The sequence below is a fragment of the Mycoplasma sp. Ms02 genome, from assembly GCF_019720735.1.
Lineage (GTDB): Bacteria > Bacillota_I > Bacilli_A > Mycoplasmatales > Metamycoplasmataceae > Mycoplasmopsis.
Genome location: NZ_CP081302.1, coordinates 848,662 through 863,346, shown reverse-complemented (window position 1 = coordinate 863,346; position 14,685 = coordinate 848,662). Strand labels below are relative to the sequence as shown.

Annotated in this window: 11 protein-coding genes; all 11 read right to left on the bottom strand. The window is 29.6% G+C overall.

The annotated features are described in order from the left end of the window. Positions 1–414 precede the first annotated feature (414 nt). Complete coding sequence (locus K4L35_RS03355) at positions 415–1,059, bottom strand: chromate transporter (protein WP_221617518.1); 645 nt, start codon at positions 1,057–1,059, stop codon at positions 415–417. A 2-nt stretch (positions 1,060–1,061) separates the two neighbouring features. Beyond that, on the bottom strand, positions 1,062–1,643 hold the full coding sequence (locus K4L35_RS03350; RefSeq protein ID WP_221617517.1) for a chromate transporter: 582 nt from the start codon (positions 1,641–1,643) through the stop codon (positions 1,062–1,064). Further along, positions 1,636–2,484 carry a methionyl-tRNA formyltransferase gene (gene fmt / locus K4L35_RS03345; protein WP_370629446.1) on the bottom strand — a complete coding sequence of 283 codons (849 nt, stop codon included), beginning with the start codon at positions 2,482–2,484 and terminating at the stop codon, positions 1,636–1,638. Before fmt ends, K4L35_RS03350 begins: the two co-directional genes overlap by 8 nt. Further along, the gene (locus K4L35_RS03340) at positions 2,484–3,386 is read right to left on the bottom strand and encodes a hypothetical protein (protein ID WP_221617516.1); all 903 of its coding nucleotides are present in this window, start codon (positions 3,384–3,386) and stop codon (positions 2,484–2,486) included. The genes fmt and K4L35_RS03340 overlap by 1 nt, the downstream gene beginning before the upstream one ends. Continuing rightward, positions 3,367–4,377, bottom strand: coding sequence for a hypothetical protein (locus K4L35_RS03335; protein ID WP_221617515.1), 1,011 nt, complete (start codon positions 4,375–4,377; stop codon positions 3,367–3,369). Before K4L35_RS03335 ends, K4L35_RS03340 begins: the two co-directional genes overlap by 20 nt. A 40-nt stretch (positions 4,378–4,417) precedes the next feature. Continuing rightward, a complete protein-coding gene (locus tag K4L35_RS03330) occupies positions 4,418–4,996 on the bottom strand; it encodes a dephospho-CoA kinase (protein ID WP_221617514.1) in 579 nt (192 codons plus the stop codon). After that, positions 4,972–5,862: a 5'-3' exonuclease gene (locus tag K4L35_RS03325; RefSeq protein ID WP_221617513.1), complete on the bottom strand. Its 891-nt coding sequence runs from the start codon at positions 5,860–5,862 to the stop codon at positions 4,972–4,974. Before K4L35_RS03325 ends, K4L35_RS03330 begins: the two co-directional genes overlap by 25 nt. Continuing rightward, positions 5,852–8,821, bottom strand: coding sequence for a DNA polymerase III subunit alpha (dnaE, locus tag K4L35_RS03320; RefSeq protein WP_221617512.1), 2,970 nt, complete (start codon positions 8,819–8,821; stop codon positions 5,852–5,854). Before dnaE ends, K4L35_RS03325 begins: the two co-directional genes overlap by 11 nt. A gap of 74 nt (positions 8,822–8,895) precedes the next feature. After that, entirely contained in the window at positions 8,896–12,066 is a 3,171-nt protein-coding gene (locus K4L35_RS03315) for a hypothetical protein (protein WP_221617511.1), read from the bottom strand. A gap of 84 nt (positions 12,067–12,150) precedes the next feature. Next, positions 12,151–13,131, bottom strand: a complete 981-nt coding sequence (locus K4L35_RS03310) for an aspartate--ammonia ligase (RefSeq protein ID WP_221617510.1) — start codon at positions 13,129–13,131, stop codon at positions 12,151–12,153. 76 nt (positions 13,132–13,207) lie between these two features. Beyond that, a complete protein-coding gene (mgtE, locus tag K4L35_RS03305; protein ID WP_221617509.1) occupies positions 13,208–14,671 on the bottom strand; it encodes a magnesium transporter in 1,464 nt (487 codons plus the stop codon). Positions 14,672–14,685 lie beyond the last annotated feature (14 nt).

Genomic DNA, 14,685 nt, shown 5'->3' with positions numbered 1-14,685 from the left:
TCCACATTTGTGGAAAAAAGAAAAAGCACAGATCTCTCTGTGCTTTAAGTTCATATTTCAAATTCAAGTATTGTATTCATTAACAATTGTGGAAGATTAGTGATTAGTATCACATTTCATTTTTCTCGAAATTTATCAACTTATGTGGTTTATAAGTTGAACTGGGTATTTTTAAATCAGTAATTGTAAAAGTTTTTTGTTCATTCAATTCGATCTTTAAAATGGGCATAGATGCAAATTGTTTTTATCTGAACATAAAAAATTATAAACATAATAGCTTAATAGCTAAAAAACTTTATTTTAAGTTTTTTTACTTTTTGCCCTTATTTATAGTTAATTTTTTTTTACAAAAATTAAAAAATTTAATATTTTCACAAAGTATTACCGTAAATAGTGAAAATATTAAATTTTAAGTTAACTCAATCATGGTTGAAAGATAATAAAAGAAAGTGAGACCGAAATCAAGAACAAATAAAATAACTTTACTTTTTTATTCATTAAGAAAAGAAATAGTGGAATAGAAATAATTGCAAACGCTATGAGTGCCCACATTCTCCACGACCCAAGACTAAAGAACTTAGATAGTTCTGATGTGCTTAAGCCTAAATAATTATCCACGCCTTTATTGAATGAAAATGCAGGAAGTATATTAGAAATAAAAAGTTGAATAATTAAAGCTAATATCACTCCGACAATTACTGGTTTTATGATATTGATAACCCTTTTCATTAGGGCATTTTTTTCAAAAGTTGTAACAAATTTCATCGTTAAGCTCATAACAATAATTGAAGGAATTGCAAATATTAAAAAGAAAACTAAGGCAAAAATAATTCCTAAATATCATTGATTAGCAGCTAAATATCCTGTAAAAAAAGCGAATTTGGTAGATACAACACCTGGCGTCATGTTTGAAATCGATAAAACTTGATTGATTGCTTCTTCATTAAAATTGCCACCGACTAAGTTTCACAATCAACTAAAAATCGGAATGAAAACTTGACCTCCACCAAAAACACTAAGCGAAATTAAAGGTACTATCAAAAGAGCTAGAAAAATCATTATTAAGTAATACTCGCTTTCTTTTGAACTATAAAATACTGAATAACGCTACCAACAACCACAATTGCGATTGGAATAATTGGTAGATTGAATGGTGAAGGAACAAAAAGACAATAAGCAAATGTGAAAACTGCAACTACTATTCAAAAAGGAAGTTTAAAAACTTGGTTAGAAGCTTTTATATATCTAATCATGAAATTTATTAGCATACAGATTATTACAACAATAACACCAGTTGAAAGAACAAATAAATACTTAGGTGCTAAATAAGAGGCACCTACATAAATAGCAAGAGCCATTAAAATATGTGGTAAAAGCGATAATAAGCAAATCAGTGATCCTATAAATTTACCTTTTAATTTTATGCAAACATATGAAAGAGCCTGAATTACAGAAGGTCCAGGCAACATATTTGTGACAATGACAACTTTGTCAAACTCTGTTTCTGTTAGTCAATTTTTCACTTTTACAGCTTCAGTTCTGATTATTGGCATTAAGGCATTTCCACCACCAAAACCAAAGAATGTTACCTTAAGAACAAAAAGCACTATTTCTCAAGTGCTTACTTTCGAATTATTAGGCAATTTTTACTCGTTTCTTTGATTCAAATTGATAATCTGTTGCATACAGTGATCCGTCACTGCATTGAATAATTGGTGCATTTTTTACTAGTTCTTTTTTTGCATAAAATACTTTTAATCTTTTTCCGTTAACAAAAGTATAAGCTCCTGGATTTGATGAAAAAGCCCTAATTTTATTGAAGTTGTGTTCTTTTGAGTCTGTGTCTTTGATCAAAGCATCTTCTTTTAGCAACTTTGGCGATAAAACCACTTGAGTGGAATCTTGTTTTTGATCATTACGAATGTTGTCATAATGGTTCTTTATTCATCCAACAATGTTTTCTTTTGCTAGATGCGACATTTTGATAAACAGGGAATCTGATGTATCTTCCTCTAAAATAGGTATTTTGGCACTTGCGATCATATCACCTGCATCCATTTCCTTTGTCATATAAATTAAAGTAATACCAGTTTCTTTGTCGCCGTTGTAAAGCGAGTACTGAATTGGTGCTGCCCCTCTGTATTTAGGCAATAAAGAACCATGAACGTTAATTGAAGCTATTTTTGGTAAATCTAAAACTTTAGTAGGTATATATTGACCAAAAGCACATGTTAATAAATAATCAAATTCTAAAAAACTTAATTCTTCGTAGATTTCACCAATTTTGTTAGGTTGATAAAGTGGTATTTCGTATTTTTGAGCTAATAATTTAACTGGAGTAGGGGTCGTTTTATAACCACGGTTACTTGGGCGATCAGGTTGACTAACAATTCCAACAACTTCAAAATTCTGAATTACTTCTTCAAAAACAGGAACTGAAAATTCAGGCGTCCCTGCAAGTAAAATTTTGATTTTTGATTCCATTATTCCTCGATTCTGTTATCAAAGTTATTATCAATAAAACTTAAAAACGTCTTTGTTCTTAAATTCTCATTTGCTGAATTACTTTTATATAAAGTGATTAGTTCATTAAGATTACTTATTCCAGAACTTAAAATTAACATGGTGGGTAAGGAATGTTTTTTTCGATTTTTCAAAATTACCTGTAAAACAGACATTCTGAATCAATCTGAACTTTTTTCAGCACCTAAATCATCAATTACTAAAAAATCAATTCGCGAAAGTGAGTCAATTAAATTATCATTAGTTCCAGCATCTTTTTGCTCGATTTTTTTATACATATAATTCTGTAAATCAGTACTTGAGACAATTCCACAACGATACTTGTAAGAAACAAACAGATTAAGAATTGCATTACCAAAATACGTCTTACCTTTTTTGTTACCAAGAACTAGAACGTTTGGTATTTGCTGAAAAAGTCCTTCTTTTAAATAGTTTTTGTATCCTGTTACTATTTGTTTTGTATAAGGATTTGCAAGCCTTAGACTTTGAACTTGAATTTTTGGACTAGCCTGTGTTATTTCTTGGAAATAAACAAATTCATCATAAATATCAGACTTGAAAATAGCTTTAGGTCTTAAGTTTTCGTGAATACGAAAAATACCATCAGCAGGATTTCTTGAAAATGAGTAAGAATAAGGAAAATCTGGATTCTCTTTTGATTTAATAACTTTTTGGAAACTGACAGCGTTAATAAAAATTTCGTCATCTGTAATTTTTAGTTTTTTAATTATGTTCAAAAACGCACCATCACGGTACGATTTGATTTTATTAATAAATTCTACCTTTTGCTGTTCAACATCAAGGGAAACAAAAGCATTCAATCCTTGAATGATAAGCTTATTATTAATCTCAGATTTGCTCATATGAAATCTCCTTAGATTTAGCATTTTGTTGATCTTCATATGTCAGTTTTAATAAATTTTTCTTTTCATAAGCATGAGCATGCTTACTTTGCATAAATTTATTATCTAAATAAGCTTCTGCATATATAAAATCTGTGATTTTTAAATCTATAAGTTCTTTCATTAATCTTGAAACTAAAGTCAATGAAATTCTCTTGGTTGATAAATAAGAAAGAAGTAAAGCAACATTGATGATTTTGTAATCTGAAATCTTCGACTCTAAAGAATGAAGTTTGGCTTCGATTTCGAGTTCGATATTATCCTTATTAAGTAATTGCATATAAAAACTTACTGGGTTTAGGTTAAGAGCAGCTTCATAATCGTTATCAAACTTAACTTCGCCAAAAATAAGTCTTTGTTGAACTGCAACATCCTTAAGCATACTTTGCTTTTGTTCTTGTGTTCTCTCTTTGTTGCTTTGTTGGGCAAAAAAGTTAATATAGTTTTGATCTTCTTCTTGATCGTCGTTATCAAAAACGTCATAGAAGTTTGCACTAACATCAGCGTATGCATATTTTTGTGATTTTCTTAAAAGTTTTTGCTCTTCTAATAAACGATCGTAGTTAGCTTTTGATATTTGGTTTTTAATAAAAGTGGAAATAATTTCATTTTTTTCCAGAGCAAAAGCATCAAGAGGTTTTTCTAAATAAAAGACATTTCTTGAGTGTTTTTGGCTTTCTGTTGTAGTTAAAAGACCCACTGCTTCAAGTTGTCTTCTTGCATTGTGAAGCTCTTCAACTGAAATCCTTAAATATAAAGCTAATGTTTCAAACTCAAAATTTGAATCATACTCATGAGAACCAGAAATTAAATCTTTTAAATATTCATAAAGAACGATTGGAGTAGGTCCTAAAATAGGTGTCATAAACTTACGAAGATTCTTTGTGTCTTCATCTGTCACTGTGTATTCTTTTTCAATTCTAAAAAAGTTATATCTCAAAGAATTTGACATATAAAGACCTCCATTTTTTCGATTCGTTTAATGTGTAATATTATTTTAAATTAGGGCAAATATATTTCGTTTTAATTTTTCTAAAATATCATTTTCATCTCAGATTACCTGATGAGATATTAACAATAGGAATATTTGCAAAAGTTCTATTTTTGCCAAAAAAATCGCCATTTTTATCAACTAATTTTAAAATTAACGAGTTATTAACACTCATACTTTTCCAAATTTTTTCTGTTTTTTTCTTTGATTTTTTTACATTTATGATCAGATTAAAAAACTTTTCAAAATTCACAAAATCATTTTTCAAAATTGGTATTTCCACTAGATCATATTGATTTTCTTCTAAGTGCTTATAAATCAGTGGAAAAACGATTTTCTCGATCTCATAAATTTTTGAAAAATCATCTTCAAGAATTTTTTTCAAAGCTGATTTTGAAACTTGATTTTGTTCAATAACTTGACTTCCAAACTGTTTTTGGAAAGTATCAATTACGAATTGATTGGTAGCGTAAAGTAAATTAACATAATCATCTAAATATAAAACTTTAAAACCTTCTTGTTCAAGCCTTTTCAGAAAGGTGGTCTTGCCTACTTTTAGTAATCCTGTAATAGCAATCATGAAACTTTTTCAATTCTTTGCATTACTGTGTATAACTCTAGTTCATCAATCAAGGTAATACCCTCAAAATTGATTTTTGTTGCGTAAAAATCAAGTGGTTTTTGAACATCTTGAATGTCTGTGTTTAAAATTGCTAGATCACGGCACATTAAGCCCATTTCTTTTCCAGTATTTAATTTCTTTTGTAATCCTGGTGTCATGTTTTCGATATTTTCGTAAATACCTTCAAATGTCTTGTATTCATTAAGAAGTTTAATTGCAGTTTTGTCTCCAATTCCTGGAACGCCTGGGAGATTATCGCTAGCATCACCTGAAAGCCCTTTAAAATCGGGTATTTGGTTTGGTTGAATACCATATTTGTCGTTAAAATTTTGCAAGTTAGTTGTTAATCACGATCCAGATTTAGAATCTCTAAGAATAACCGATGTATTTGAGTTTACAAGTTGCAATAAATCTTTATCACGCGAATAAATGTAGTTTTGACCTTCTTTATTTTGGGCTAGTGTCGCTATTAAATCATCAGCTTCTGCGCCATCAATTTCGGCATGCTGAATGTTTAATTGATCTAAAATTTTCTTTACATTGTCAAATTGTTCAAAAATTATTGAAGGTGCTTTTGTTCTACCTGCTTTGTAATCGGCAAAAACTTTACTTCTTTCTGGTTTGGTTTTTGGATCAAAAGCTACAAAAAGATGTGTTGGTCTTAGCTCTCCAACAAGATTGAATAACATCATTAAAAACTGATGAATACCATTGGTTGTAACACCTTTTGATGACATCATCACATTTTCTGGGTCGCGATAAGTTGCATAAAAAGATTGAAACATTAAAAAGTTTCCATCTACTAATAAAAATCTATTGTTCATTTAAAATCTCCTTGGCATGTACGTTAATGAAGCCTGAAGAACTTTTTGATATTGTCACTTTTAAAAGTTTTCCTTCAAATTCTTTATAGTTTGCGTCAAATAAATCAGATTTTGCAAAAATTGAAATATCATCACTCGAATCTTGAGCTTTTATTTCGAATCATTCTTTATTTCTTTTTCTTAAAATTTCTTTTGCATAAATTACTAAATCGACTTTTCGGTATAAAGGTAGATTTGATAATCTAATTGTATGTTCGTACTTTTTGGTGATAAAGGCGTTATAGATGGCGCCTAAAAGTTTTTGTTCATTTTCAGCTTCTTTTGCAAGATTTTGTTTTAAATCAGGAAGCGTTTTTAAGACACCTAAATCGTATGCTTCAAAAAAGTGTAAATATATTTCATGCTTTTCTTGTTCGCTGTTAGCGTTTTTAATTTTATTTTTTATCAAAGTAGCAACTTTATCTAGAGTTTGCGACTGAGCAAGTATTTGTTCTTGGTTTCCAAAACATCTAAAAACGTTAGCTTGTATTAAAGTGTTAATTACTGAAGCTCCAACACCAGACTTTACTAAACGCATATATGCATCAACAAAACTTGAGAATTGACCAAAATCATTTTTTTCCTTAACAATTTTCTCAACAGCAGATGCTCCAACACCTTTTACAAGCAAGAAAGGTAAGTATAGTTGATTGTCAATTACTGAAATGTTGTATTTAGAATGATTAATATCGGGTGAATTGACGATAATACCATTTTTCTTAGCTTCAATAACATACTTGTTGACAGTATCGTGCGAACCATTAGCAGCACTTATCAGTGCCTTGTAAAAAGCAATTGGATATTTCTTTTTGTAAAAAGCCATTTTAAAAGTAATGTATGCATAAGATACGGCATGTGCTTTGTTAAATCCATAATCAGCAAATCTTAGAATATTCTCATAAATTTCATTGAGTTGTTGATCGGAAAAACCATTTTGTAATCCACCATTAAAAAAGTCTGTTTTATAAGAAAGAATTTCCTCTTCCTTTTTCTTTGAAATTGCTCTACGTAATAAATCTGCCTGCGCAAAAGTCATATTAGATACTTTTTGTGCGATTTTCATTATTTGTTCCTGATACACAATGATTCCCATTGTTGGTTCCACTATATCGTCATAAAGAGGGTGTATTTTCCTTATTAACTGCGAATTCTTCTTGCCTTCAGAATACTGATCGATATAAGCCATCGGACCTGGTCTGAATAAAGAAATGATTGTAAATAAGTCATGAAAAGAATCCACATTAACTTTTTTGATGGTTTTCTTCATTCCTGAACTTTCCAATTGGAAAACACCTTCCGTTTGACCTTGATTAAGAATGTCAAGTGTCAAAGGATCATTTATTAAAGTATTTTCTTTTTCTAGAAGAACATCAAAGTGCAATTCTGACTTAATGTGCTTTTCAATATCAGAAATTACTTTTAAAGTTTTAAGACCTAGAAAATCAATTTTTAAAAGTCCATAATCTTCTAGATACTCCAAAGGTACCTGTACTTGATTTGAACTTGATGCATTTTCGAAAACAGGGACAATATTTTCGATTTTTTGATCTGAAATCAATATACCTGCAGGGTGTACTCCGATTTGTCTAGGAAGACCCTCTAGTTGGCTTGCTATTTCATGTAAGTTTTCAAATTTCGAAACTTGGATGATATATTTGTTATTTGTTTCAAAAGACTGATTTAGCGTTTCTCCATCAACAAGCGATTTTGAAATTCTATCAATATCAAGTAAAGGAATTTCAAGAATTCTACCCGTATCTCTTATTGCATTTTTTGCACCTATCGATTGGTAAGTAGTAATAAAGGCTGTATGATCTTTTCCGTATTTAGCTTGTACATAGTTAAATACTTCATCTCTTCTATCGTCTTGAAAATCGATATCAATATCAGGCATTGTGACACGATCAGGGTTTAAAAATCTTTCGAAAAGCAGATCATACCTGAGAGGATTGATTCTCGTAATATCTAACAAGAAACAAACTAAAGAACCAGCAGCACTTCCACGACCAGGACCTACAGCTATATTATTTTCCCTTGCAAAAGCAATTGCGTCCTGTATTATCAAAAAGTAATCTGCAAAGTTGAGTTGCTTGATAATTTCGAGTTCGTACTTAACTCTTGGTGCAATTAATTCATATTCGCTTTCTAGAAAGTTTGACTTTTTGGCATGTAATCCAGACTTCACTTTTTGTCTTAAAAGCTCAAACGAATCTTGTTCATTTGAAGAATATTTTTGTAAGTGTAAAGCTTTTTTTGGAAATTCTAAGTTAATTGCATTTGCAAGAGATGTTGTTTGATTCAAAACTTCATTATCTACATTTTTTAAGTTGTCAAAGTTAAAAAAATCTGATTTTTGGAAATCTTCAAAATCAGTGTCTTTTAATAAAGAACCTTGTTTTATTGCTTTTAAAGCCTTCAAAGCTTTATATTCACTTTTAAAAAGCATGTTTTTTGTCGGAGCAAAAACAGTCTTGATTTCCTGTTTTATAGGCGAATTTGCATAAAAGTTATTAATATTTGGATAATCCAATTTAAATGCTTTAAAACCTAGATCCATGTGATCGATAATAAACAAATTATCAGATTCTAGGTCTTCGATCAAAATGTATTCGTTTTGCGAAATTTTTTTGACAATTTTTCCAAGCTCTATAAATCCTTGATAGTTTTTAGCTAAAGCTATAACGCTTACTTTATTTGAAAGCATGACTTCTAAACCAATTATCGGTTTAATTTGATACTTTTTTGCATAATCTAAGAACTTAGAAAAACCGAAAAGATTGTTTTTGTCTGTTATTGCAAGTGCATGAGAACCTTGCTTTTTTGCTTCTTCAAAGAGATTTTTAAGTCTAATCGTGGATTCTAAAAAACTATATTCTGTATTTGTATGCAAGTATGTGAACTTTTTATCTTCTAAAAACATATTTTAATTTTAGTATATTCGGGTTATATTCATAAAATAAAAGGAAACATGTTCATTTTATGAACATCTTCCCTTTATTCATTTACTATTTTTTTGATACTCTGCAAGCTTTCTTTGATTTTTTCTAATCTTTTTCTTGTTGCATTTTGATATCTTTCAGCGTCTCCTGTATCAAGTGAATATCTTGGTGTTGTATCAAAATAACTCGGTTTGCTTCAGTATCCTCTAATTCCATCATTTAGTATTTCGTCAATCGAAACATTCAAGTTTGTTAAGAATGTGTTTACTTTTTGTTTCATGGCTTCATATTTAGCAACTTTATCATTGTAAAGATTTTTATATTTAGCGTTTTCTACTAAAAGGGTTTGTCTTTCTTCCTCTAGCTCATAGTAGCTATTTTCGAGTTTTTTGAACTTATTATTGGCATCTTCAACTTCTTTCTTGATTTTTTCTTTTTCTTTTATCAGATCAGAAATCATTTCATCTTGTTGATCGCTAATATTTTCTAAATTATCAAGTTCGTTTCTTAGTTTTTCGTTTTCAGCTTCTGTTACTCTGTTTTTTGCTTTTTCAGAATTCAATGCAATAACAAGACCATCAACTTCTCTGTTTTTATTGGCTAAATCAACAAGCAATTGATCTTTTTCGGCTTCTACTTTTTTTAGTTCTTTTAAGTTTTTGTCATAATGATAATTCATTTCGTCCAATTCTATTTCATACTCTTCATTCTCAGTTCTTAACAACTCAATTGTTTCGTTTGCAAGTTTAAGTTTTTCGTTAGTTGAATTAATTGATTCTTCTGAATTACTTGAAGCGTCTTTTAAGTCGATTAACTCTACATTTAAAGCACTAATTTCAGCCTCTTTTTTAGCAAGTTTTTCTTCTAAACTTGTAAGTTGCAAAATGAGAGATTCATTTTGATTATGCAATTTTATTCATTTTGATTTTTCAGAGTTTAAGTTTTCTAAGGCATTTTCTAATGCTTTTGTTTTTTCAGCAATTTCAGTTGTATGACTATCTGAAATTAATCTTATTTCTAAAATTTGGCGTTCTTTTTCTTTGATTATTTCATTAATTGCGTTTAAATTAGACTTTAATTTTGCATTTTCTTGTGATAAATTATTTTTATCATTTGTTACTTTTCCTAGCGAAATCTCTAAGTTTAGTTTTTCAAGATTTAGAGAATTGAAAGCATTTTCTAGTTCGTTGTTCTTTGATGTAATATCAGAATTTATAGTTTCTAGTCTAATCTTTTCTTTTAACAATTCTTCATTGGTATTGATCAATTTGCTATTTTCCGATGAAGACTTTTCTAGATTGTTGCTAAGTTCACTTTTTTCTGTTATTAAGTTATTAATTCTTATCTCCGTTTCTTTTAAAACGTTGATAAGTTCTTTATTTTCAGAAGTAGCTTTTTCGTTAGCCAAAGTTAAGTCGCTGTTTTTTGAAACTAAATCATTTATTATTTGATTTTTCTTTTCGACTTCTTTATTCAAATACTCAATTGTTGCATTTAAAGAGATGATTTCAGCTTCTGTTTTTGACAACTCTTTATTTAGCTCTTCAATTTGAGTATTACTATTTAAAATCGCTGATTCGAGCTCAAGTTTTTGACTTTCTAGTTTTGAAATTGTTTTTATGTTAGATTGATTTTCTTCTCTCAAAAGTAAAATTTGTTCATCTTTGGCTTTTATTATTTTCTCGATATTTTGAATCGTTTCATCTTTTCTCTCCGATTCTATAGCGTTCATAGCTTCTTTGTTTTCAAGAACTCTTATTCCTTGATTTAACATCTCTTTATCTTTTTCAAGTTCTGCTATTAAAGTTTGATTTCTTTCGTTTGTGGCTTTTAAGTGATTAATATGGTCTGCTGTTGAACTCTTTTCGATTTTTAATTCCTGAATTTCATCTAAACTAGCTTGAAGTTTATTTGCAATAGTTTTATTAGACTCAAGCAATAAACTAAAATAATTTAATAGAAACTCATCATACCTAGATTTTTGTTTATTATATAAAGAAATGGTTTCAACAGTATTTTCAAAAGCTTTAAATTTTTCATATTGCACTGTTTTAAAGGACTTTATTTTATTCTCAAACTCTCTGAAGGATTCTTGATAATTAGTTTCAAGTTTGTAAAGATCTGGATTTTGCTCACTAGCTTCAAGAACCTTGAGTAAAGAATGATTATTAGAAATAAAAGAAGAGATGATTGAGTACATGCTTATTTCATAGTTGTTCAAGGCTTTTTCTAAATCTATATTTTTAGTTCTTGCACTTTCCAAAAGTAAACTCAATTGATTACTTTTTTCTTGATTAGCAATAACTTGTTTATTAAGTCTCTCTATTTCACTTGTCAATTTTTTATTTGAAGATAAAATTACCTCATTTTCAAATGTCAAATCAGAAATTTTAGAGTTTCTTTTTTGTAATTCCCCTAGATAGTAGCCAAAAAGTTTATTTTTATTAATATCTAAACTTCTCAAGTTAAGGTTTAAATCAACATAAAAAGATCCTATCAGTCTATTTAAATAACCAGAGTTTGACGCAGTAATCTTTTGTTTACTTATTTCTTGATGATATTCATTTAGGAAATCACTAAGCTTCTGCGAATCACTAATCACTACTCCATAAAATTCACTTTGACTACTTTCGTTTCGCATTATATCTTCAAACATTGAAATAGATTCGTTGTTTCAAAGTTGAAGTTTTTCAATGAAATTAAGTGTTTTAATTTTATAGTCATTAACTTGTGAGATTAGAGTAGCTGTTTCTTCTTTTGAAAGCGTTATATTTTTATTCAGTTTGTCAATTAGATCATCTTTTTGGTGATTCTCAGATGTTAAAATTTTATTAACCTCGGTAGCTTGAACTTTTTCTGCAGAAAGCGTTGCCGAAATATTGATGTAATGATCTTTTGCTTTTTCTAGGTTTAAAACTTCGGCCTCGAGAACCTTTATCTTTTCGATGTTATCGGTAACTGTTTTTTCTAGTTCGATTTTTTTGCTATTTAATGCATCTATATTTTTGGACATTGTTTGATTAGATACTGATATTTCATCGATTGTTTTTTTGCTCTTATCGTACAAATTACTGATTTTATTATGTTCAAGATAGTTGTGAACAGACTGATAAACTCAATACCCTCCACCCGTTATAAAAAGAACTCCTAAAACTGCACAGACTATAAAAGTTGTACGTTTACTTGGTTTTTTTGGTGAAATAAGTCTTTTGTTGAAAAATATCATTTTTCCTCCCAATCTTTATTGCATAGAATTAAAAAGATTGTTTAAAAAAGAATAAAAAAAGCACAAACTTGCGTTTTGTGCATTTTAAAGTAGTTCAATTCCGTTTTTTAAGCAATAATCTTTTGTTTCTTGATCTCAGGTTGAAACTTGGACTTCTCCAATATGTTTTTTCTCTAAAAGAAGCATAGAAAGTCTACTTTGTCCAATTCCACCACCTATCGTTAAAGGCAAGTCGTTTGACATTATTTGCTCATGATAATCACCAATTTTTGTTTGATCTACAGAATGAAAAGTTTTTTGTTTTTCCAAAGAAATCGAATTTACTCTAATTCCCATTGAAGATATTTCTAAGGCTGAGTCGTTAATTTTATCATAAAAAATTAAATCACCATTAAGGTCTCAATCGTCATAATCAAAAGCTCTTTGTGAATGAGGTTTTCCGTCAGGTAATGGGTATCCAACACCAATCACAAAAAACGCTTTGTGTTCTTTGGCAAATTCGTTTTCACGTTCATCTGCACTTAAGTTTGGATACATATCGTACAACTCTTTTGATGTGATAAATGTTAAATCTTCTGGAAAATCATATGTTAATTCTGGAAAGTCTAGAATTAATTCTCTTTTGACAAATTTAATTGATTCATAGACTTTTTTGACTGTCTGTTTTAGAAAATCGATATTTCTTTGTTCAGGAGATATTACTATTTCTCAATCCCATTGATCTACGTAGTATGAATGTTTGTAGTCTAGAACTTCTTCTTTTCTAATTGCATTCATGTCTGCATAAATTCCTTCACCTACTTCGAAGTGATAATTCTTTAGTGCAGTTCTTTTTCACTTCGCTAATGAGTGAACGATTTCATGTTTTTGATCTGTATGTTTAGGTGAAAAAGAAACTGGTTCTTCACCATTTAAGCCATCATTTAATTTTGTTTGCGATTCGACGAAAAGAGGTGCACTTACTCTTGTTAATTTCATTCTTTTGTGCAACTGTTTTGAGAAATCAAATTTTAAAGCATCAATTGCATGTTGTGTTTGTTTAATCGTTAATTTTGATTTGTACATAATAACCTTTTCTAATTATTTTATGGATATATTTTACTTTATTCAAGTTCTTTTTTGAAAGAAAAAAGCTAGAGAACTAGCTTTGAGGAAATCCATATTTGATTATAAAAATTAAAAGTGTAATACCGAAGAAAAATAGCGTCGATATTGCATCTGATAATGTTGCTAAGATTGGAGCTGACATAACAGCAGGATCTTTTTTCAGTTTTAAAGCAACAACAGGAATAATTGTACCAAGGAATTTTGCAAATACTATTACGAAGAATAAACTTATCGATGAAGCCGTAGTGATCAAAATGATATCCCCTGTTCATCCTGGTTCAAATAAATCTTGTGTAATTGAAAAGTAAATAATCAATCTTGCAAAGTTAGCAGCAAAAAGAATAATACCTATAAGTGCACTTACTTTCAGCTCCTTAAACACTACTCTTCCTATATCTTTTATAGTTATTTCATTTAATGAAAGCGCTCTAGTGATAGTTGTTGATGATTGTGATCCAGCATTTCCAGCTGCTCCTGAAATAACAGGTATCATAGCAACGATTATTGATGTTGAGACGATAACCTTAATTCCTTCCAAGAATTTTTCTGAAATTTCGGTGAACTCTTGGATTATAAACTGACTCAAAGTTGCTGAAACCATAAGCACTAAAAGTCAAATTATTCTTGACCAAACAATCTGTTTTACAGATGTTTTTACATATGAGTCTTCGGCAGCATCAGGATTAATACCTGCTAGTTTATACATATCCTCGGTAGCAGATTCACGGATAACGTCAATAACGTTATCAGCCGTAATCATACCCAGAACATGATCTTTTGAATCTACTACAGGAAGCGATGACATATCATGGTCTGAGAAAATATTTGCAGCATATTCTTTATCATCTGTTGCTTTAATCGATCTAACAGGAGAGTATAAATCTTCAATTTTTTTGTTTTGATTTGAAAAGACAATTTCTTCTAAAGAGATTGACCCTAATAACTTTCTCTTTTCATCAATTACATAAAAATAATGAACAATCTCTGTTTCATTATTGTTAAAGTCACTACGAATTTTTGAAATTGCCTGTGCACAAGTCAAATCTGACTTAAGAGTTGTAATGTCCACAGTCATAATACTTCCGACTTGGTCGTCATCGTAGTTCAAAATTGTATTAATTAACTTTCTTTTCTCTGGTGGTGTTTGAGATAAAACCTTGATTTGTAGATTGACAGGTAAGTCATCAATAACATCAGCTAATTCATCTGAATTTAACTCTTGAAGTAAATCGCGTCCTCAATCTTCTGTGAAAGAATGAACTAATCTCGATTTAGATTCATCTTCAAAATATGAAAAAATCTCAGCTGCTACTTCCGTTTTTAGAACACGTAAAAAATACAGTTGGTATGATAAAGGCAACTCTTGAAGAGCTTCAGCAATATCGGCATCAGGATAGTCTTCTGGTACAATTCTTGCCAGCTCGATCGATTTTTTCTCGCAAGCATTTTTTAAATCAAGATAAACTTTTGAAAAACGAATATCTGTGAAATCTTCCATATTGCCTCCTTAAT